22 protein-coding genes are annotated in these 20942 nt (G+C 60.6%); 11 read left to right on the forward strand and 11 right to left on the reverse strand.

Features of this window, described 5'->3' with window-relative positions:
- Window positions 1–26: 26 nt before the first annotated feature.
- Complete coding sequence (locus tag BFL40_RS25265; RefSeq protein ID WP_071486489.1) at window positions 27–650, reverse strand: TetR/AcrR family transcriptional regulator; 624 nt, start codon at window positions 648–650, stop codon at window positions 27–29.
- A 154-nt stretch (window positions 651–804) separates the two neighbouring features.
- Between BFL40_RS25265 and BFL40_RS25270 the strand changes: the two genes are divergently transcribed.
- The 8 genes from BFL40_RS25270 to ppnP all read left to right on the forward strand — a co-directional run bounded on the left by BFL40_RS25270 (window position 805) and on the right by ppnP (window position 10261).
- Complete coding sequence (locus BFL40_RS25270) at window positions 805–2583, forward strand: acyclic terpene utilization AtuA family protein (RefSeq protein ID WP_071486490.1); 1779 nt, start codon at window positions 805–807, stop codon at window positions 2581–2583.
- 12 nt (window positions 2584–2595) lie between these two features.
- Window positions 2596–3468: an SDR family oxidoreductase gene (locus BFL40_RS25275; protein ID WP_071486491.1), complete on the forward strand. Its 873-nt coding sequence runs from the start codon at window positions 2596–2598 to the stop codon at window positions 3466–3468.
- A gap of 3 nt (window positions 3469–3471) precedes the next feature.
- On the forward strand, window positions 3472–5088 hold the full coding sequence (atuC, locus tag BFL40_RS25280) for a geranyl-CoA carboxylase subunit beta (protein ID WP_071486492.1): 1617 nt from the start codon (window positions 3472–3474) through the stop codon (window positions 5086–5088).
- A 49-nt stretch (window positions 5089–5137) separates the two neighbouring features.
- A complete protein-coding gene (gene atuD / locus BFL40_RS25285) occupies window positions 5138–6295 on the forward strand; it encodes a citronellyl-CoA dehydrogenase (RefSeq protein ID WP_071486493.1) in 1158 nt (385 codons plus the stop codon).
- Window positions 6292–7053 (forward strand): enoyl-CoA hydratase/isomerase family protein, encoded by a 762-nt coding sequence (locus tag BFL40_RS25290; protein WP_071486494.1) that lies wholly within the window; start codon window positions 6292–6294, stop codon window positions 7051–7053. Before atuD ends, BFL40_RS25290 begins: the two co-directional genes overlap by 4 nt.
- Window positions 7054–7413: 360 nt before the next feature.
- Window positions 7414–9297: an acetyl-CoA carboxylase biotin carboxylase subunit gene (locus BFL40_RS25295; RefSeq protein ID WP_071486495.1), complete on the forward strand. Its 1884-nt coding sequence runs from the start codon at window positions 7414–7416 to the stop codon at window positions 9295–9297.
- Between the two features lie 73 nt (window positions 9298–9370).
- The gene (locus BFL40_RS25300) at window positions 9371–9913 is read left to right on the forward strand and encodes a 3'-5' exonuclease (RefSeq protein WP_071486496.1); all 543 of its coding nucleotides are present in this window, start codon (window positions 9371–9373) and stop codon (window positions 9911–9913) included.
- Between the two features lie 63 nt (window positions 9914–9976).
- Complete coding sequence (ppnP, locus tag BFL40_RS25305; protein WP_010208796.1) at window positions 9977–10261, forward strand: pyrimidine/purine nucleoside phosphorylase; 285 nt, start codon at window positions 9977–9979, stop codon at window positions 10259–10261.
- A 65-nt stretch (window positions 10262–10326) separates the two neighbouring features.
- Here the strand turns inward: ppnP and BFL40_RS25310 are convergent, their stop codons facing one another.
- Both BFL40_RS25310 and BFL40_RS25315 read right to left on the reverse strand, forming a co-directional pair.
- Window positions 10327–11133 carry an MOSC domain-containing protein gene (locus BFL40_RS25310; RefSeq protein WP_071486497.1) on the reverse strand — a complete coding sequence of 269 codons (807 nt, stop codon included), beginning with the start codon at window positions 11131–11133 and terminating at the stop codon, window positions 10327–10329.
- A 39-nt stretch (window positions 11134–11172) separates the two neighbouring features.
- On the reverse strand, window positions 11173–12108 hold the full coding sequence (locus BFL40_RS25315; protein ID WP_017134971.1) for a chemotaxis protein CheV: 936 nt from the start codon (window positions 12106–12108) through the stop codon (window positions 11173–11175).
- A gap of 553 nt (window positions 12109–12661) precedes the next feature.
- Here BFL40_RS25315 and BFL40_RS25320 point away from each other — a divergent pair.
- From BFL40_RS25320 to BFL40_RS25330, 3 genes are all read left to right on the forward strand, one after another.
- Entirely contained in the window at window positions 12662–13111 is a 450-nt protein-coding gene (locus BFL40_RS25320; RefSeq protein WP_174555571.1) for a hypothetical protein, read from the forward strand.
- Window positions 13112–13478: 367 nt separating this feature from the next.
- Entirely contained in the window at window positions 13479–14372 is an 894-nt protein-coding gene (locus tag BFL40_RS25325; RefSeq protein ID WP_071486498.1) for a sensor histidine kinase, read from the forward strand.
- Window positions 14369–15028 carry a response regulator transcription factor gene (locus tag BFL40_RS25330; protein WP_071486499.1) on the forward strand — a complete coding sequence of 220 codons (660 nt, stop codon included), beginning with the start codon at window positions 14369–14371 and terminating at the stop codon, window positions 15026–15028. Before BFL40_RS25325 ends, BFL40_RS25330 begins: the two co-directional genes overlap by 4 nt.
- On the opposite strand, the gene yegS is transcribed toward BFL40_RS25330, so the two are convergent.
- The 8 genes from yegS to motD form a co-directional block, all read right to left on the reverse strand.
- Window positions 14987–15907 carry a lipid kinase YegS gene (gene yegS / locus BFL40_RS25335; protein WP_071486500.1) on the reverse strand — a complete coding sequence of 307 codons (921 nt, stop codon included), beginning with the start codon at window positions 15905–15907 and terminating at the stop codon, window positions 14987–14989. The two genes, BFL40_RS25330 and yegS, sit on opposite strands and share 42 nt — an antisense overlap.
- A 91-nt stretch (window positions 15908–15998) precedes the next feature.
- Window positions 15999–16544, reverse strand: coding sequence for a hypothetical protein (locus BFL40_RS25340; protein WP_071486523.1), 546 nt, complete (start codon window positions 16542–16544; stop codon window positions 15999–16001).
- A 6-nt stretch (window positions 16545–16550) separates the two neighbouring features.
- Window positions 16551–16904 (reverse strand): hypothetical protein, encoded by a 354-nt coding sequence (locus BFL40_RS25345; protein WP_071486501.1) that lies wholly within the window; start codon window positions 16902–16904, stop codon window positions 16551–16553.
- Window positions 16905–17445: 541 nt separating this feature from the next.
- Window positions 17446–17838: a DUF2802 domain-containing protein gene (locus BFL40_RS25350; RefSeq protein ID WP_071486502.1), complete on the reverse strand. Its 393-nt coding sequence runs from the start codon at window positions 17836–17838 to the stop codon at window positions 17446–17448.
- Window positions 17839–18321 (reverse strand): chemotaxis protein CheW, encoded by a 483-nt coding sequence (locus tag BFL40_RS25355; RefSeq protein ID WP_010564003.1) that lies wholly within the window; start codon window positions 18319–18321, stop codon window positions 17839–17841.
- A gap of 80 nt (window positions 18322–18401) precedes the next feature.
- The gene (locus tag BFL40_RS25360; protein WP_071486503.1) at window positions 18402–19214 is read right to left on the reverse strand and encodes a CheW domain-containing protein; all 813 of its coding nucleotides are present in this window, start codon (window positions 19212–19214) and stop codon (window positions 18402–18404) included.
- Window positions 19214–20002 (reverse strand): ParA family protein, encoded by a 789-nt coding sequence (locus BFL40_RS25365; RefSeq protein ID WP_071486504.1) that lies wholly within the window; start codon window positions 20000–20002, stop codon window positions 19214–19216. Before BFL40_RS25365 ends, BFL40_RS25360 begins: the two co-directional genes overlap by 1 nt.
- A 51-nt stretch (window positions 20003–20053) precedes the next feature.
- On the reverse strand, window positions 20054–20941 hold the full coding sequence (gene motD, locus BFL40_RS25370; protein ID WP_071486505.1) for a flagellar motor protein MotD: 888 nt from the start codon (window positions 20939–20941) through the stop codon (window positions 20054–20056).
- Between the last annotated feature and the right edge of the window lies 1 nt (window position 20942).

A 20942-nucleotide genomic window follows, 5' to 3' on the forward strand; every position in this document is an offset into this window, starting at 1 on the left:
CCATCGGCAAATTAATAGCTTGCGCCTCAATCGGCCTTCAGAACCATCAGCAGGGCTTCTTCGGCCAATTGCTCCAGCGTCAGGCTGCCCTGGGCGCGGAACCAGGTGGTGGTCCAGGACAAGGCGCCGGTCAGGAAGCGTCGAGTGATAAACACGTCACCCTTGATGTAACCCGCGGCCTTGGCCTCGCCCAGCACCTGCAACCAGATGTCTTCATACACATCCCGCAGCGCCAGTACGTGGGCCTGGCCGTCGACCGACAGCGAGCGCCACTCGTACACCAACACCGCCATCGCCTCGCCGCTGCCTCCCATGATCGACTGCAATTCGCAGCGAATCAGCGCCAGCACACGCTCGCGTACGTTGCTCGCCTCCTCAAGTGAGGCGCGCATCAGCGCGGTGTTGTAGTGGATGGTTTCCTCCATCACCGCCCGCAGGATCTCGTCCTTGCTCTTGAAGTGATGAAAGATGCTGCCGGACTGGATGCCCACCGCGCCGGCCAAATCACGCACGGTGGTGCGCTCGAAGCCCTTGTTACGAAACAGGTGAGCCGCGGTTTGCAGCAACTTGCCCCGGGCACTGTCGGGATCGGTCAATTGGCCGCCGTCGACCATGGTGCGCATCACCCGCAGGGCTTTTTGCTCATCCATGCCTCTCTCCTTCACTTCTACTGACGTCTTGGGCGGCAATTTAGGCCGTGGCCGTCACCCAAGCAAGCGCTTGGGCAAAACTTGTGTCCAGAGTTTACAAACCAAGCGCTTGCTTGGTAGTCTCGATGCCAGCCATTCGGGGGAAGGATTTCTCATGAGCAAGACGGTTCGTATCGGCTGCGCCAGCGCCTTCTGGGGCGACACCTGCACCGCCGCCGCCCAACTGGTGCACGGCGGCGCACTGGATTACCTGGTGTTCGACTACCTGGCGGAAGTCACGATGTCGATCCTCGCCGGTGCGCGAATGAAAGATCCCCAGGCCGGCTACGCCACGGATTTCGTCGAAGTGCTCACGCCGCTGCTGGCCGATATCCAACACCAGGGCATCCGTGTGATCAGCAACGCGGGCGGCATCAACCCTCTCGCCTGCGCCGCCGCCCTGCAAGCGGCCTGCGACAAAGTGCAGATCCCGCTGAAAATCGCCGTGCTGTTGGGAGACGATCTGCAACCGCAGCTCAAGCAACTGCACGGCGTTACCGATATGTTCAACGGCACGCCTTTGCCACCGGTTTGCGTGTCTGCCAATGCCTACCTCGGTGCGCCCGGCATTGCCGCTGCGCTGAAACTAGGCGCCGATATCGTCATCACCGGCCGTGTGGTCGACAGTGCAGTGGTCAGCGCGGCGCTGGTGCATGAGTTCGAATGGTCATGGCAGGACTACGATCACCTCGCCCAAGCTGCACTGGCCGGGCATATCATCGAATGCGGCGCACAGTGCACCGGTGGCAACTTCACCGATTGGCGTGACGTGCCGGACTACGAGCACATTGGTTTTCCCATTGTTGAAGTCAGCACCGACGGCCAGTTCACCGTTAGCAAGGTCGATGGCACTGGCGGGCTGATCAGCGAGCTCAGTGTGGCCGAACAACTGCTGTATGAAATCGGCGACCCCCGCGCCTATTTACTGCCGGATGTAATCTGCGATTTCAGCCAGGTCAAATTGCAACAGCAAGGCAAAAATTGCGTGCGCCTGCACGGCGCCAAAGGCTCGCCGCCCACCGCTCAATACAAAGTCAGCGCGACCTACCCCGATGGGTTCCGTTGCACCGCCAGTTGCCTGATCGCCGGGATCGACGCCGTGGCCAAGGCCGATCGGGTCAGCCAGGCGATCATCAACAAGACCTCGGAACTGTTCAGCCAGCGCGGCTGGGCGCCTTACACCGAAGTGAATATTGAACTGCTCGGCAGCGAAGCCACCTACGGCGCCCACGCCAGACGCCAGGATTGTCGCGAGGTGGTGGTCAAACTCGCGGTGCGGCATCCGAGCAAACAGGCACTGGTGCTGTTCGCCCGCGAGATCGCCCAGGCGGCCACCGGCATGGCACCAGGCCTGACCGGGATCGTCGGCGGGCGGCCGACGGTGTATCCGTTGATTCGGCTGTTTTCGTTCCTGATCGATAAATCAGCCTGTGAGGGGGTGATCGACTTCCAAGGCGAGCGCCACGTCTGCGCGCTGCCAATCGCCAGTGCACTCGCCACACCCGCAGCGCCGATTGATCCGCCCAAACCCCAAGGCCGCGCTGACGCCAATGTACCCTTGGTGAAACTGGCCGTGGCACGCTCCGGCGACAAAGGTAATCACAGCAATATCGGGGTGATCGCCCGCCACCCCGACTACCTGCCGTGGATTGCCGAAGCGCTGACACCCGAGGTCATCGTCGACTGGATGGGCCACGTGCTCGACCCTCTGCATGGCCGCGTCGAGCGCTGGTATTTGCCCGGCAGCCACAGCCTGAATTTCCTGCTGGAAAACGCCCTCGGCGGTGGTGGTATCGCCAGCCTGCGCATCGACCCGCAAGGCAAGGCTTTCGCCCAGCAACTGCTGGAAACCCCCATCGCCGTACCGCAACACATCGCCGACTTACTCACCTAAAGGAGTGTTGCCGTGGCCTTCGACTCGATCTTCAAATCCGACCTTTTTCAGGGGCAGACCGTGATTGTCACGGGTGGCGGCAGTGGTATTGGCCGTTGCACCGCCCATGAACTGGCAGCCCTTGGCGCCCGCGTAATCCTGGTTGGGCGCAAGCCGGAAAAGCTGCAGAAGGTCGCGGCGGAAATCGCCGAAGACGGCGGCACCGCCCATTGGCAAGCCTGTGATATTCGCGATGAAGAGGCGGTGAAGGCACTCGTCACACAGATAATCCACGAACACGGCCCGGTCCACGGCCTGGTGAATAACGCCGGCGGCCAATATCCCTCGCCGCTGGCCTCGATCAATCAAAAAGGCTTTGAAACCGTGCTGCGCACCAACTTGGTCGGCGGTTTCCTGATGGCGCGGGAAGTGTTCAACCAGTCGATGAGCAAACACGGCGGCGCTATCGTCAACATGCTCGCCGACATGTGGGGCGGCATGCCCGGCATGGGCCACTCGGGCGCAGCACGGTCGGGCATGGACAACTTCACCAAGACCGCCGCGTTCGAATGGGGCTATGCCGGTGTGCGGGTCAACGCCGTGGCGCCGGGCTGGATTGCCTCCAGTGGCATGGACACCTACGAAGGCGCGTTCAAGGCCGTGATCCCGACCCTGCGCGAACACGTGCCGCTCAAGCGCATCGGCACCGAGTCGGAAGTCAGTGCGGCCATCGTCTTTCTGCTCAGCCCTGCTGCCGCCTTCGTCAGCGGCAGTACCCTGCGCATCGACGGCGCCGCCAGCCTGGGCAGCCGCGCCTGGCCGCTGCACAAGGCGCAACCACCGAGCGAGCCGTTCAATGGTTTCCACCGCGCGTATTTGCCGGATGTACTCAAGGTGGAGCAATAAACCATGCCGGTGATTGAAACGCTGATCGACGCCCACAGCCCGCAGTTCGCGCAAAACCGAGAAGCGATGCTGGCAAGCATCCAGCAACTGCGCCAGCTTGAGCAGAACCTGCTGAGCAAGGCGCAGGAAGCCAAGCCCAAATTCGACAAGCGCGGCCAACTGCTGCCCCGCGAACGCCTCAACCTGCTGCTGGACCCCGGTGCACCGTTCCTGGAGCTGGCGAGCCTGGCCGGCTACAAACTCCACGACGACAAAGACGGCAGCGCGGCCGGTGGCGGGCTGATTGCCGGCATCGGTTACGTCAGCGGTGTACGCATGCTGGTGGTGGCCAATAACAGCGCGATCAAGGGTGGGACCATTTCCCCCACCGGCCTGAAAAAATCCCTGCGCCTGCAACAGATCGCCATGGAAAACAAACTGCCGGTGGTGACCCTCGCTGAGAGCGGCGGCGCCAATCTCAATTACGCGGCGGAGATTTTCGTCGAAGGCGCACGCAGCTTCGCCAACCAAGCGCGCATGTCGGCCATGGGCTTGCCGCAGATCACCGTGGTGCACGGCTCGGCCACGGCGGGTGGGGCGTATCAGCCGGGGCTTTCAGATTACGTGGTGGTGGTGCGCGGCAAGGCCAAGCTGTTCCTCGCCGGGCCACCGTTGCTCAAAGCCGCCACCGGCGAAATCGCCACCGATGAAGCCTTGGGCGGCGCCGAAATGCACGCACAAACCGCCGGCACTGCCGAATACCTGGCGGAAGACGACGCAGACGGTGTGCGTATCGTGCGCGAAATAGTCAACCTACTGCCTTGGGATGATCGCCTGCCGCCTGTCCAGAAACGCGCTTATGCTGAGCCGTTGTACCCCATCGAGGAACTGCTGGGATTGATCCCCGTTGATCCGAAAAAGCCCTACGACGTGCGCGAAATCCTCGCGCGTCTGGCGGACGGTTCACACTTTCTTGAATTCAAAGGCGAGTTCGACGCGCACACCGTCTGCGGCCACCTGCACATCCAAGGTCGCGCCGTCGGTGTGATCGGCAATAACGGCCCCATCACGCCTAAGGGCGCGAGCAAGGCCGCGCAGTTTATCCAGCTGTGTGACCAGAGCCGCACGCCGCTGCTGTTCCTGCACAACACCACCGGTTTCATGGTGGGTACCGAATCGGAGCAACAGGGCGTGATCAAGCACGGCGCGAAGATGATCCAGGCGGTGGCCAATGCGCGGGTGCCTAAACTCACGATTGTGGTCGGCGGCTCCTACGGCGCCGGCAACTATGCAATGTGCGGTCGTGGCCTGGACCCACGTTTTATCTTTGCCTGGCCCAACAGCCGCACGGCGGTGATGGGCGGCGCACAGGCGGGCAAGGTGTTGCGAATCGTCACCGAGGCCAAGCAACTCAAAGACGGCTTGGTGCCCGATCCCAAGGTGTTGGACATGCTGGAACAGGTCACCGCGCAGAAGCTCGATAGCCAGTCCACTGCGCTGTATGGCAGCGCCAATCTATGGGACGACGGGCTGATTGACCCTCGCGACACCCGCACGCTGCTGGGGTTTGTGCTGGATATCTGCCATGAGGCCGAAGTGCGGCAATTGCAGCCGAACAGCTTTGGTGTGGCGCGCTTCTGAATTTCGCCCGTGACGCTCCGCGTCGCGATAAAAAGGGAGAACAATAAAAATGATCTTTACCCAGGAACACCAGGAACTGCGCCGCACCGTCCGTGCCTTCGTCGACCGCGAGATCAACCCCCACGTCGATGAATGGGAAAAAGCCGGGCGCTTTCCCATCCACGAAATCTTCCGTAAGGCCGGCGACCTCGGCCTGCTGGGCATTTCCAAGCCCGAACAATTCGGTGGCATGGGCCTGGACTACAGCTACTCGATTGTCGCCGCCGAAGAATTCGGCACCATTCACTGCGGCGGCATCCCCATGTCCATCGGCGTGCAGACTGACATGTGCACCCCCGCCCTCGCCCGCTTCGGCTCCGATGAACTGCGCGACGAATTCCTGCGCCCGGCCATCAGCGGCGAGCAAGTGGGCTGCATCGGCGTCTCGGAAACCGGCGCCGGCTCCGACGTGGCCGGGCTGAAAACCCATGCGCGCAAGGACGGCGATGACTACGTGATCAACGGCAGCAAAATGTGGATCACCAACTCACCCAGTGCCGACTTTATCTGCCTGCTGGCCAACACCTCCGACGACAAGCCGCATATCAACAAGTCACTGATCATGGTGCCGATGAACACCCCTGGCATCAGCGTCAGCCCGCCCCTGGAAAAGCTCGGCATGCACAGCTCCGAGACCGCCCAGGTGTTCTTTGACGGCGTGCGCGTGCCGCAACGCAACCGCATCGGCCACGAAGGCGCAGGCTTCATGATGCAGATGCTGCAATTCCAGGAAGAACGCCTGTTTGGCGCGGCCAATATGATCAAGGGCCTGGAGTACTGCATCGACAGCACCGTCGACTACTGCAAGGAACGCCAGACGTTCGGCAAGGCACTGATCGACAATCAGGTCATCCACTTTCGCCTGGCCGAACTGGCCACCGAAATCGAGTGCCTGCGCGCGTTGGTCTACCAGGCCACCGAGCAGTACATCAAAGGCCAGGACGTGACGCGCCTGGCGTCGATGGCCAAGCTCAAGGCCGGACGTTTGGGCCGCGAAGTCAGCGACAGTTGCCTGCAATATTGGGGCGGCATGGGCTTTATGTGGGACAACCCGGTGGCCCGCGCTTATCGCGACGTGCGGCTGGTGTCGATTGGCGGCGGTGCCGACGAGATCATGCTGGGGATTATCTGCAAACTGATGGGCACATTGCCCGGTAAAAAATCATGAACACCCTGTTGCTGGAACCGCATAACGGGGTGCTGCACATCACCCTCAACCGCCCTGAAAACCGCAATGCCATGAGCCTGGAGATGGTCAACGAGCTGCGCGCGGTACTGGCTGGGTTGGATAGCCAGGTGCGCGCGCTGGTGATCAGTGGCGCGGGGGGGCATTTCTGTGCGGGGGCGGATGTGAAGGACATGGTCACCGCGGGTGATCAGATGCAGGCGTTGAATCGGGCGTTTGGCACGTTGTTGCAAGAGGTTGAAGCGGTGCCGCAGGTGGTGATTGTGGTGCTGCAAGGCGCGGTGTTGGGGGGTGGGTTTGGGTTGGCGTGTGTGAGTGATATTGCGATTGCCGATCACCAAGCGCAGTTCGGGTTGCCGGAGACGAGCCTGGGGTTGTTGCCGGCGCAGATTGCGCCGTTTGTGGTGAAACGTATCGGGTTGACCCAGGCAAGGCGGTTGGCGCTGACGGCGGCGCGGTTTGATGGGGTTGAGGCTGGGCGGTTGGGGGTGGTGCATTTTGTCGAGGCCGATTCACAGGCGTTGGCGGAGCGGCTGGATGAGGTGTTGGGGCAGGTGTTGCGGTGTGCACCGGGGGCTAATGGGCGGACCAAAGCCCTGTTGCTGGCCAGTGTGGATGAACCGCTTGGAGTGGTGTTGGATCGGGGGGCACAGTGGTTTGCTGAGGCGGTGGCAGGGGATGAAGGGGTTGAGGGGACTCGGGCGTTTTTGCAGAAGCGTAAGGCGGGGTGGGTTCGATGAACTGGGGGCATATCCGTTTTTTTGGTCGTGGCCGATATGGGTTCCGCTCTTACAGCGGGTCACTTTTGAACAGCGCAAAAGTAACCTGTGGTGAGCGGGCTTGTCCCGCGTTGGGTTGCGAAGCGACCCCAAAAGGAAGAATGCGGTGAGTCAGGCACTCTTCGGCTGCTGGTTTTGGGGCTGCTTCGCAACCCAACGCGGGACAAGCCCGCTCGCCACAGGGACAGTGTTCGCCCTTAACTGGTTGGTATCAGCCAGATATGGCCAGTTTTTCAAAGACCTTGAAAGGGCTGGCTGTAAAAACGGAACCCATATCAGCCACGACCAAAAAAAACGGATATGTACCCGAGGACCAAACCAATGCCGCACTTCACCAAAATCCTAATCGCCAACCGCGGTGAAATCGCCTGCCGCATCCAACGAACTGCCCAGGCATTGGGCTACAGAACCGTGGCGGTCTACAGCGACGCCGACGCCGAGTCCCTGCACGTCCAAATGGCCGATGAAGCCGTACCTATCGGTCCCGCCCCCGTCCACCAGTCGTACCTGAACATCACAGCCATCCTCCAAGCAGCCAAACTCACAGGCGCCGACGCCATCCACCCCGGCTACGGCTTCCTCTCGGAAAATGCCGATTTCGCCCACGCCTGCCAGCAGGCCAATATCACCTTCATCGGCCCCAGCCCCGAAGCCATCAACCTGATGGGCAGCAAACGCCTCTCCAAACTCGCCATGCTTGAAGCCGGTGTCCCCTGCATCACCGGTTACCAGGGCAGCCAGCAAGACGACGTGACCTTACAACAGCAAGCCAACCGCATCGGCTACCCCCTGATGATCAAAGCCAGTGCCGGTGGCGGCGGCCGAGGCATGCGCCTGGTCCACACCCCCGATACCCTGCTGGACAACCTCCACACCGCACGCTCCGAAGCAAAAAATGCCTTCGGCAGCGACGAACTGATCCTCGAACAAGCCCTGATCGACCCACGCCACGTAGAAATCCAACTCTTCGGCGACAGCCACGGCAACCTCATCTACCTCGGTGAACGCGACTGCTCAATCCAGCGTCGCCATCAAAAAGTCATCGAAGAAGCCCCCTGCCCCGTCATGACCAACGAAATGCGCCAAGCCATGGGCGAAGCCGCCCTCAAGGCTGGCCGCGCGGTCAATTACGTCGGCGCCGGCACCGTGGAGTTCCTGCTCGACCACCGCGGCAATTTCTATTTCCTGGAAATGAACACCCGCCTGCAAGTGGAACACCCCGTCACAGAGCTGATCACCGGCCTCGACCTGGTGAATTGGCAGTTGCAAATCGCCGCCGGCCAGCCCCTGCCGCTCAAACAGGCAGACGTGACCCTGACCGGCCACGCCATGGAAGTGCGCCTGTACGCTGAAGACCCGGCCCAGGGTTTTCTGCCGCAAACCGGTGATGTGCTGCGCTGGGAGCCCGCAGCGGGCGTGCGGATTGACCACGGCATACTCGAAGGCCAACGCATCAGCCCGTTCTATGACGCGATGCTGGGCAAGATCATCGCCCACGGCGCCACGCGCGAAGAGGCCCGGCGCAAACTGCTACGGGCGGTGGAGGACACCGTGCTGCTGGGCGTGACCACCAACCAGCGGTTGCTGGCCGATATGCTCAAGCATCCGGACTTTATCGCTGGCGATTTCAGCACCGGCTTTATCGCCGAGCACTTCAACCAACTCCCGCCTCAGAAAGCGTCAAAAGAACAACTCACCCTGGCCGCCGCACTGTTTTATCAACACAGCGCCAACCAGCATCCACAAGGCTTGGCGGGATGGAGTAACAACGCCGGTGCCCCTTGGACCTATCGCCTGGAGGTCAACGGCGAAATCCACAACATCAGCGCTGCCCCCCTGCAACTCACCACCGACGGCCGCCACGCCACGTTGGTACTCAACGGCATCCGCCAGCGTATCGCCTACCACCTCGACGGCACTCAGCTATGGCTGTCAGGCCTCACCGTGACCAACCGTACCCAGCAAGTCGCCAACCGACGGGCCGAAGCCAGCACCGGCACGGTCAAGGCGCCGATGGACGGCGCCATCGTCGACGTACGTGTGAGCGCCGGTGAAGCCGTCACCAAAGGCCAACTGTTGCTGGTCCTCGAAGCCATGAAAATGGAGCACCCGCTGACGGCTGGCATCGACGGCGTGATCAAGGACGTACAAGTGATCGCAGGCGATCAGGTACGCAATCGCCAGATTTTACTGGAGATCGAATAACCCCTAGGCGGAACTACAAGGCTTGGCTACGCTCTATCCCCATCAGGAAAGGATGAGTACGGGAACCTGCGCGATGCCTCATTGGCTGATTATTGACCTTGAAGCCACAACGGATGAAGGCGGCTGGCCCGTGACGGAGATGGAAGTCATCGAGATCGGCGCCAGCCTGGTGAACCGTCAGGGGCGCGAGCTGGATCACTTCCAGCGCTTTGTGCGGCCGTTGCGCCGCCCATTGCTGACGCCTTTCTGCCGCCAATTGACCCACATCACCCAGGCCAACATCGACGGCGCTGCCCCGATAACCGAGGTGTGGCCGCTATTTGAGCGTTGGCTGGGCCAACATCAAGCGCGCCTGGAGGGCTGGGCCAGTTGGGGGGATTACGATCGCGCGCAGCTTGAACTCGAATGGCAGCGCCACGGTTTGACCAGCGCGCTGGCCCAGACGCCCCATGTGAACCTCAAGCAACGCTTCGCCAAAGCCCGGCGCCTGGATAAGCCCTTGGGGCTCAACGGCGCCCTGCAATTGGCGGGGATGCAGTTCAATGGCCAGCAGCATCGAGCGCTGGAGGATGCGCGCAACACCGCACGCCTGCTGCCGTTGATTTTGCCGGTCTAGGCAGCTCCCTTGGCCTTGGGCATACTGGCCGACCTTTTCAGACCCTTTTCCGAGGATTCACCCATGTTTAAAGTCAACGAGTACTTCGACGGCACCGTCAAGTCGATCGCTTTCGGCACCGCAGAAGGTCCGGCGACGATTGGCGTGATGGCTCCGGGTGAATACGAATTCGGCACCGCCCAGCGTGAAATCATGCACGTGGTGTCCGGCGCCCTGACCGTCAAACTGCCGGATGCCAGCGAGTGGGAAACCTTCGCCGCCGGCAGCCAGTTCAACGTTCCGGCCAACAGCAAGTTCCAACTGAAGGTCGCCGTTGATACGGCTTACCTGTGCGAATACCGCGGCTAAGCGTTCGACCGGTCAAAAAAATGCCCGTCTCGCAAGAAACGGGCATTTTTTATAGGCGCGGGAAACTACTCAAGGACAGTCACCGGCATGCCCACTTCCAGGCTTCCTGCGCCATCGTTGACCAGGTTCTGACCAAACATCACATCACCATCCTGCTCGCGGTAGGTTTTGAGGGTAGCAAGGGGTTCGCGGTCGGCACTGCGTTCGCCGCTGGCCGGGTCGATGGTGGTGAGGATGCAGCGGGAACAGGACTTGACCACGCGAAACTCCACCTCGCCGATACGCACGCGTTTCCAACCATCTTCGGCAAAGGCCTCGCTGCCTTCGATGACCAGGTTGGGGCGAAAACGCAGCATTTCCATGGGACGACCGATGCGCTGGGACAAGTCGTCCAAGGACGCCTGACCGATCAGCAACAAGGGAAACCCATCGGCAAACCCGACGCGGTCGTCATCCTTGCCATACCCCGCCTCAGTGCTGCGCGCACGCTCCACCGGCACTTGCACCAGGCGCGTCGGCTTACCGATAAAGTCGCTGACCCAAGCGGCGGCGGCATCCCCGGCATCCGGCACACGCAAGGTGTCGCGCCAGATGGTCACACCGCGCAATTGGGCGTCGCTACCAGGCAGTGCCACATCCAGCGGCGCATGACCTGGGGAACTCAGGGTCAAGCCACCAGCGCCATTCCACAGCGCTGACAGTTGGCTCATCTTCGCCACCGCCCGCTGCGTGAGGAACCGCCCGCTGGCTTCGTCCACCAGCATCCAACGTCGATCGCCGTCCAGCCCAAGTTTATCCAGACCGATGTGCTGCAAAATTTCGGCCTTGCCGGACTTCAAGGGGTAACGGTACAGCGCGCTGAGACGAAGCATGGGCCTGCTTTCCTGAGGGACAAAGATGTCACCCTAAGGTCAAGCCGGCACTTCGTCCAGCATCAGTCGTTGGCGAACAACATCCACCAGCTTGTCGGGCTGGAATTTGGACAGGAAGTTATCGCAGCCGACCTTCTTCACCATCGAATCGTTGAAGCTGCCTGACAGCGAGGTGTGCAGCACCACGTAGAGGCCACGCAGGCGCGGGTCGTTGCGGATTTCGGTGGTCAGGCGGTAACCGTCCATCTCGGGCATTTCGGCGTCGGTGAAGATCATCAGCAGCTTGTCGGTCATCACCTGGCCGCTGTCGGCCCAGGCCTTGAGCATGTTCAGTGCCTTGAGGCCGTCGCTGGCGATGTGCATCTTGACCCCCAGTTGCCCAAGGGTATCGCGCAGTTGCGACAGCGCCACGTTGGAGTCGTCCACCAACAGCACTTCGCGGCCACGGGCGCGTTCTAGAACCGGGTCTTCGAGTTTTTCTCGGGAAACTTTGGCGTTATAAGGCACGATCTCGGCGAGGACTTTTTCCACGTCGATGATTTCCACCAACTGATCATCGACCTTGCTGATCGCGGTGAGGTAATGCTGACGCCCAGCGCTTGCCGGCGGCGGAAGTATGGCCTCCCAGTTCATGTTGACGATGCGGTCGACGCCGCCCACCAGGAACGCCTGCACCGAGCGGTTGTACTCGGTGACGATAATCGTGCTGTTGGGCCCCGGCACCAGCGGACGCATGCCGATGGCCTGGGACAAATCGATCACTGGCAGGGTCTGGCCACGCAGGTTGACCACGCCGCACACAAAGGGGTGGCGCTGGGGCATCAGGGTCAACTTGGGCAGTTGCAAGACTTCCTGCACCTTGAACACGTTGATCGCAAACAGCTGTCGCCCGGCCAGGCGAAACATAAGAATCTCCAGGCGATTCTCACCCACCAGTTGCGTGCGTTGATCTACCGTGTCGAGAATGCCGGCCATTAAAAGCTCCTGATGTGCGTGGGTTTCACGCTGATAGATTGTGCAGCTCAGTTAAGGCTTGTTATCGGCGGCAAGCACCAGACCTTGACCCCGTTAAAATGCCACGTAAATTCATTGATGTCACACTGACATCATGCTTTACTGCGATGGCCTCTCCAGACGGCAATACCGCAACGTCGCGCGACATTCAAATCGACGCGAGGTTCCGCCCTGTAAGGGATTCCCCTATACACAATCAGGCCCAACCTGATATTCGCAATATCTAATAGCCATTAATGTGACACCATTCTCATTGCATGAATGGAGTCAGGCTTTTGTATGCCATCCCAAGCCCTCGGCCCACGGGCCTTCCAGGCAGTTACGTGTCGGCAACTGAAGTTGTGCAATCGCACCTGAAAACGAGGGCCACCCGCGGCGTTCGTGATCATTCAAATAAAGGTCCTACTGAGATTTCAGAAGTGGGCTACAGATTTCAGTCATATTTCAGCTGTAGTTTTACGCCATTCACCCGGTGCGGCATCTCATCACCCGACCTTATGTTGCGGAGACTTGCATGATGAATAGCGCAAATGAATGGCAAACTGCACTTCCCGACTTTCTGCTCGAAGCCGAAATGCTCTTGGCCAAGTCACAAGAGTGCTTGAACCACCTGCATTTGATTCGTAACGACAGCGATGCCATCGACTGCATGAAAGCCAGCCTGGCCAAACTGGCTGAAAAGGCCGAAGGCCTGGCGCTGCAGGCGATCTGCGAGTTCTCCCGGCATATTCAGTACCTGATTGCCAATGCCGTGAGCCCCATGCAATTGCATGACCAAGCCCTGAATGCCTTGCATGACTGCCTGACGCTACTGGCTTGGCAACTGGAGCTCATCGACACTCGGACCGGAGAACTGGGCCTGGATGAAAGCGAGCAAACTACGTTGATTGCGACGGTCACGTTGCAGATCCCACAAAAAGACTTCGGTAATAAACCGCAGCAGCGTGTGCATCACGCATCCTGAGTGTTGACCAGGTCGTATTTAATAGCCAAGTTATCTAAAAACGACCATCACTCTTAAACCGCTGATAGCGACTTTCGGACGAAACATATCAATTAGCCATCAGTGCGACCACGTTACAAACCAACTTAATTAGTACAACTGCCGACTCTTTGAACTCTGGGATTACCGCCCAGGGCTTTCGCTTGGTTAATAAGCCTGACAGACGAGGCGCCAGGCGACCAACGGTAATAGTGGTGGTACTATGCCCCGCTCGAAGTGACTCAACTTCATCATGTATAAAAACGATTCGGCACCGCATTCCAAACAGAGCCCAGTCAGCCGCCGTGACCGGTCTTCCCGCAGCGAACCTTCACTGGCTCCATCCGCTATGTACGTCAACCTCAAGTCACTCATCGCAAGGTCCGTGTCCCGCAGCAATGCACGCCGCATGGTCCTTGCCCTGTGCCTTTGCTCGTTGCTGGTCAGCCTGTGGGCCTACACACGTTCCGCGCCCTTGCTGTTATTGATCCTGTTGCTCAACCTGGCCACGTTGGTGGTGGTGGGTGTGCAGCAGTGGAACTCGCGCAAATCGATAAAATTCCAGCCACAGGAGCTGGCCGATCGCCTGTTGCAAGTCCAGGAAAACGAGCGCCATCGCCTCAGCCGCGAACTGCATGACGACATCGGCCAACTGCTGACCGCCGCCAAACTGCAAAGCGAATGGCTCAAGCGCCGCCTGCCTGAAGACCTGCAAAGCCAATGCACGGTGCTGTGCAACACCCTGAATGAAACCCTGGCCAAAGTGCGCGACGTGTCCGCCATCCTCAACCCTCGGCAACTGGCCAGCCTGGGCCTGGAAGCAAGCCTTCGCGCGCACCTGCTCAAGACCCTGGAAAACACGCCGATTCACTGGAGCCTGGAATGCCAACAGCGGCTGACCGGTATCCCCGAAGAAATGGCCGTGGCGGCCTATCGCATTACCCAGGAAGCAGTCACCAACATGCTGCGCCATGCCCAGGCGCACAATTTGCTAGTGCGCCTGCAACGCCTGCCCGAAGGTCTGTCGCTGATGATCCGCGATGACGGCCTGGGTTTTTCGCCCGCCATCAACCCAGGCCTGGAAGGTCAACGGGGCATGGCCGGCATGTCCGAGCGGATAGATCAGCTTGGCGGTTCATTATCCGTCAGTAGCCAACCCGGCAAAGGTACGCGGATCGACGCGCTTTTTCCCTGGGCGCCCCGCGCCCTCGAACGGGCCAGTTCCCCTAAGGTTCTCGAGTGACCTGCAATTTACTCCTGGTGGATGACCACGCACTGATTCGGGCCGGCGTACGCGCGCTGATCCAGGATATTCCTGGCTACAGCGTGATCGGCGAAGCCAGCGATGGCGCGCAGTTGCTGGAAAAATTCAGCACCCTGCAGCCGGATATCGTGCTGCTGGACCTGTCGATGAAGCACACCGGTGGCCTGGACGCCTTGCAGCAACTCAAAGCCGCCTACCCCAAGAGCAAAGTGCTGATCCTGTCGATGCACACCGACCCGGAGCTGATCATGCGTGCGCTCGAATCCGGCGCCCATGGTTACTTGCTCAAGGACACCACCGCCAATGAGCTGGAACACGCCCTGCTGGCCTTGAGCAACAACGAGCGCTACCTGAGCCCCGCCATTGCCCACACGGTGATCAATCAGGCGCTGATCCGCAGCCAGGGCCCCACCGGCCCCGTCGCCCACAGCCATAACCTCACGGCACGCCAGCTGGAAATCCTGCGCTTGATCGTGCGCGGCAAATCCACGCGGGAAATCGCCCACGGCTTGGGCTTGAGCATCAAGACCGTGGAGGCCCATCGCTCGCAGATCATGAAGCGCCTGCAAATCTTCGACGTGGCAGGCCTGGTGTTATTCGCCGTTCGCGAGCAGATCATCAGCCTGGACGACTAAAGGCGAGCCCACCGGCAGGTGCACGCGCAGCGCTTTGGGGCGCGCGCAAAAGCGCAGGTCATCACCCTTCAACGGTTCACCATCCAGGTTGATGTACAACCCTTCAGCCACTTTGATCTCGACCCACGGCAGGCGCGCCCGCACAAACATAGTGTCCAGGCCCCAGCCATCGCTCATCAGGTTGAGCAACGTGCCAACCACTTCCTGCGGCGCCGGCAGGATGCTGATATCCAGCAAGCCATCATCGACCAACGCGCCAGGGCACAGCACATGCCCACCGCCCGCCTGGCGACCGTTGCCGATACCGAGCGCAAGCAAATCACCTTTCCAATGAAAACCTGGCCCTTCCAGCTCGGCATAAGCCGCCTTCAATTCGCTGAAACGCGTCAGGCCGGTGAACAGATAAGCGGCGCCACCCAGGACCTTTTTCAGGTCTTCAGAGGTGTTGGCGGTGACTTGGCTACCAAAGCCGCCGGTAGCCATATTGAGAAATATCTGCCCACCCGCTTGGCCGAGGTCAATCGCCTTGGGCGGTACATCCAACAGTGCCAATGCTTGTGCAGGCTCCAACGGCACACCTGCGGCGCGAGCGAAATCATTCGCGGTGCCCAGGGGCATCAGCACCAGACTGGCGTCGGTCTTGGCCAACGCCATGGCCTCAGCCACATCGCGCAAGGTGCCGTCGCCGCCACCGGCAATGATGTGGGTGTAGCCGTCGGCCAATGCTTCGGTGACCAAGCGCTGGGCGTCTGCGCCCTCCCAAGTCACCCGCACCGCCAGCTCCCAACCCTGCTCACGCCGGGCCTGCACGGCGGCGCGCACGTCCTCATTGAGGGCTTGCTTGCCGTGGAGGATCAACAGTGCCTTGGGGGTCGTCATGGGGGGGGTTCTCCTGGGTTCAATGGTTCCTGAAGGATGTGGACCTTTGGCGAAGCGAAAAAAGCCATGAAGGCTGGAAATTAACTAACCGCTAAAAGTTATCCATCGCATTGCACATCGACACCTTGCCCCTGGGCACAGGTTCCACCGCCACCCATTGCTTGCCGTCCGCCGGCAGCTCATGCAGTTGGATGGAACAGTTGGCATAGATAGTCGCCTGCACCCTGTAATCCACCCCAGGCCGAGGCACAAAAGTCATGCTGCTGAAGCATTGCCGGGAATACTGCAATTGCCCCAGGTAATGCAACGCGATCGGTGTGTTCGCCGGCACCACCAGCTCCGTGGTCACCCCACCGTTCAACGAATAAATCGGCCCAGGCATACCCAGATTTTCGCCGTTGTGATCGGGGAATCCGGATTTGGTCGACGCCATCACCCCGGCACCCGGCACATTCCAGTCCAGGCAATCACGCCCCGGCACCGCACGCACCAAGCCGTCGGTGATCAAGCGCACGCGAGCGGTCTCGCCTGACTGCGGCGGGACGTAGCCGGTGGAGAGGGAGCGGATGTTCGCCACTTGGCCACACCCTGTCAGCAGCACCAGCAACGCGGCGGGGACAGCACGCAAAATGGTCATCAGCATTCAACTCGCCGGGGAAGAAAGGGCGGCTTGCGGCTGGCGGCAATTCTGGTTCACCGACAAATGTGGCGCCGGCTCATAGCTCACACGCTGCAAGCCATCGGCACCCTGGAAGAGGAAGTATTTGGTGCGACAATCCTTGAACATCGCCGAGTAACCTTCAGCCCGAAACCCTTGGCCGTCGACCTGCTTGGTCACGGCATTGTTGCGGCTCACCACGGCGAGTACCTGCGCATAGCTGTCGCCCATCTTGACCCCGGGCTCGCCGGTGACGGTCATCGACGAGGCGCAACCACCCAACCCTGCCGCCGCCAGAACCAGTGCGGTGCCGTACAGTCCATTGCGTAGATCTTTCATTCCCTATTTCCTTTTAGTGATGGGTTACCGGCGGTCTTCGCATACGGGTGATTCGCCAATGCGGCCGAGCTTGCACAGGTCCAGGTTATCTTTGCGTTTACAGCCCGCGGCGGTGGCTGAACGGGGGGTACAGCCCGCGAGAAGAATAGCGCCCATGAGGGTGCGGATGGCGACACAAGACGGCCGCAAACCAGACGGTTTTGTTCCAACGAGCGCGTGGAAAGACATTTCAAATCCTTGTGAGTAAAACTTCCTACCTGCGCAGGTTTGGTCATCACAAAGACGAAAAAGTGCCCAGCAGATGCAAAGCATCTGTGGCACGCCCCACAAAGTGATCTGCATAAGATCACAAGCAGAGCGAGGCGACCTGGCAGCCGACCTGATTTGGGAAGCCAATCGCGGTCAAATGTGGGAACTGGCTTGCCGGATCGCCGCACCGCGGCGATGACATCAGCTGATGTGGACTTGATGCACCGAGTCGCTTGCATCGCAGGCAAGCCAGCTCCCACAAGGAAATCAGCCTGCATCCGGCAAACCGAAATCAGTTCTTGTGCAACTTACTCATCAACTGCGCCTCAGCCTGGGTCAACCCACACGACTGCGTCAGCTCATCCACGGTCGCGCCCATGCCCACCAACTTCGCCGCCTGAGCAAACGACAGGCTCGAGGGATCGCGCTGTTCAATCTGCGCCAACTTGTCCGGCAAAGGGCCAAGAATAGCGCGCAGTTCATGCACCTCATCCCCGACCTTCACCGCACTCTGCTGGAAGTGATCAACGCGCTTGACCAGGTCCAGAATGCGCCGGTCACGCACGGTGTCGCGCTCAGCCTGTTGCACGGCCAATTCCCGTTGCTGGCGCATATAGCGCAGCAGGAATGCCAAGGTCCCAGCCCACAACAGGGCCAGGACAATCACCGCCGCCTCAAGGAACAATCAGATGCTCTCCAGTTCCGACCACTCTTCTTCGCTCATCATCTTGTCCAGCTCAACCAGAATCAGCAGCTCGCCGTTCTTGTTGCACACGCCCTGGATAAACTTGGCGGACTCTTCGTTACCCACGTTCGGCGCGGTTTCCACTTCCGACTGGCGCAGGTAAACCACTTCGGCCACGCTGTCGACCATGATCCCGACCACTTGCTTGTCGGCTTCGATGATCACGATACGCGTGTTGTCGTTGACTTCAGTCGGCACCAGGCCAAAACGCTGGCGGGTGTCGATCACCGTCACCACGTTGCCGCGCAGGTTGATGATGCCCAGCACGTAGCTTGGGGCACCCGGTACCGGGGCGATCTCGGTGTAGCGCAGCACTTCCTGCACGCGCATTACGTTGATGCCATAGGACTCGTTGTCGAGTTTGAAGGTAACCCATTGCAGGATCGGATCATCCAAACCTTGTGCGGACGCTGACTTGTTCATACCCCTGACCCCTTCAAATGCCGTATGACACGGCGTGTGTGCTTGTTTGGCCGCGCTGGCGCACGGCCCTTATTGTTCAATCAACTGCGTTTGTTACCCGGCATCGACTTGACGGCACCACTGGCGATCAGCTCGGCCAACTCGGCGACGTCGAGCAACGCGCACATGTGTTCGATCACGGTGCCCGCCAGCCAAGGCCGTTGGCCCCGGTGGCTGCGCCATTTGATTTCGTTCGGGTCCAGGCGCAACGAGCGGCTGACTTGATGCACCGCCAGCCCCCACTCATAGCCCTGCACCGAGATCACGTATTGCAAGCCTTGGCGGAAGTCGTCGCGGTAGCGGTCGGGCATCACCCAACGCGCGGTGTCCAGCACCTTGAGGTTACCGGCCTGGCTGGGCAGGATGCCGAGAAACCACTCCGGCTGCCCGAACAGTGGCGTCAGTTCCTGGCCCTCCAGGGAGTAGATCGAGCCCAGGCACACCAGCGGCACCGCCAGGGTCAACCCGGCGACGTCGAACAACAGGCATTCGAACGGCTCGGCAGCCCAAGATGGGCGGCCATCACCCGTGACTGGCGGCGGCGTGATGCTCGGCGGCAGGTGGACTTCAACAACCGGCTCGACCACGACGGGCGCAACAGGTGCCACCACCACTGGAGCAACACGCACTACAACCGGGGCAAGCACGGCCACCGGTGCGACGTGCGCATCCCGGGCCTGCTCTTCCAGTACGGCCATCTGGAACTCATCCAGCGTACTCTCAGGCTCGACAGCCGCCTCCAGCACCAGAATCGGTTCCGGCAGTTCTTCCTCGGTCGCATCCTGCAGCAAGGCATCCAAATAGGATTCCAGCGCCAGTTGCGGCCGGGTCTTGAGTTCAACGGGACGGTTCATCACGCTACCTGCGCCACAAGCTGCTGAGACAACAGATGCTTGAGCAACGCGCGGTAGGCCAGCACGCCACGGCTTTTGCTGTCGAACTGCGAAGGGGTGAGGCCCGCGCGGCTGGCGTCACGCAGGCGCGTGTCCACCGGGATATAGCCTTGCCAGATGGTGTCCGGATAAGCATCGCGCAGTACACGCAGAGTACCGAGGGACGCCTGGGTACGGCGGTCGAACAACGTCGGCACGATGCTGAACGGCAGCGCCTGTTTGCGCGAGCGGTTGATCATCGCCAGGGTGCTGACCATGCGCTCCAGACCTTTGACCGCCAAGTGCTCGGTCTGCACCGGGATCACCAGTTGCTGGCTGGCCGCCAAGGCGTTGACCATCAGCACGCCAAGCAACGGCGGGCTGTCGATAATCGCGTAGTCGAAGTCCTGCCACAGTTGCGCCAGGGTCTTGGCGATCACCAGGCCCAAGCCGCTCTGCCCCGGCGACTGGCGTTCCAGGGTAGCCAGGGCGGTGCTGGACGGCAGCAGGGAAATGCTCTCATTGCTGGTGGGCAACAACAGTTGCCCGGGCAGGTCGGCAGGCACGCTACCTTTGTGCAGGAACAGGTCGTAGCAGCTGTGTTCCAGCGCATCCGGGTCATAGCCGAAATAGCTGGTCATGGAGCCATGGGGGTCCAGGTCGACCACCACCACACGCTTGCCCGCCTCAGCCAGCAAACCGGCTAAGGCGATGGAGGTGGTGGTCTTGCCGACCCCACCTTTTTGATTGGCAACTGCCCAGACTCTCATTCGGTTGGTTCCTCCCGGTGGGCACAGGCGCGACCGAGACAGTGCATAGGGTTATTGAGCCAGTGACGGAGAATTGACGCTGCCCTGTCGAACCGGCGGTTTAACAACGGGCGGTGCAGTTTGTGTGCCAGCCCGCTTCAATGCCGCATCCGGTGTTGCATTGGCGGTGCCGGTACCGGTCAGGCTGCGGCGTACATCCAAGTTGCGTGACACCACCAGCACCACGCGGCGGTTACGCGCGCGGCCTTCGGCCGTGGCGTTGTTGGCCACCGGCTGGAACTCACCATAGCCTACCGACGCCAGGCGACCAGGGTTCACACCCTGCATTGCCAGCATCCGCACAATACTCGAGGCACGAGCCGACGACAGTTCCCAGTTGGTCGGGTACTGCGCGGTGCTGATTGGAAAATTGTCGGTAAATCCTTCGACGTGAATCGGGTTTTCAAACGGCCGGAGGATCGCCGCCACCTTGTCGATAATGGTGAACGCCTGATCGCTCGGCAACGCGTCGGCACTGGCAAACAGCAGGCTGGAGTTAAGCTCGATCTCCACCCACAACTCATTGCCGCGCACGGTCATCTGGTTGGAACTGATCAGGTCGCCAAACGCGGCGCTGATGTCGTCGGCGATGCTTTTCAGCGGGTCGCTGGTGCCACCGATACCGGCAGCGACTTCATCGCTGTCGTTGACCAGCGGCTTGGCCGGGGTCACGGTCTTGGGCCGCTCTTCGCCAATGGGGATCGGCTTGAGCGCACGGTCGGTGTCGTTGAACACACCGATCAGCGCCTGGGAAATGACTTTGTACTTGCCTTCGTTGATCGACGAGATCGAGTACATCACCACAAAAAACGCGAACAGCAAGGTGATGAAATCCGCGTAGGACACCAGCCAGCGTTCGTGGTTGACGTGTTCTTCGGGCTCGCGACGACGGCGACTCACT

The sequence above is a fragment of the Pseudomonas costantinii genome, from assembly GCF_001870435.1.
Taxonomy (GTDB): domain Bacteria; phylum Pseudomonadota; class Gammaproteobacteria; order Pseudomonadales; family Pseudomonadaceae; genus Aquipseudomonas; species Aquipseudomonas costantinii.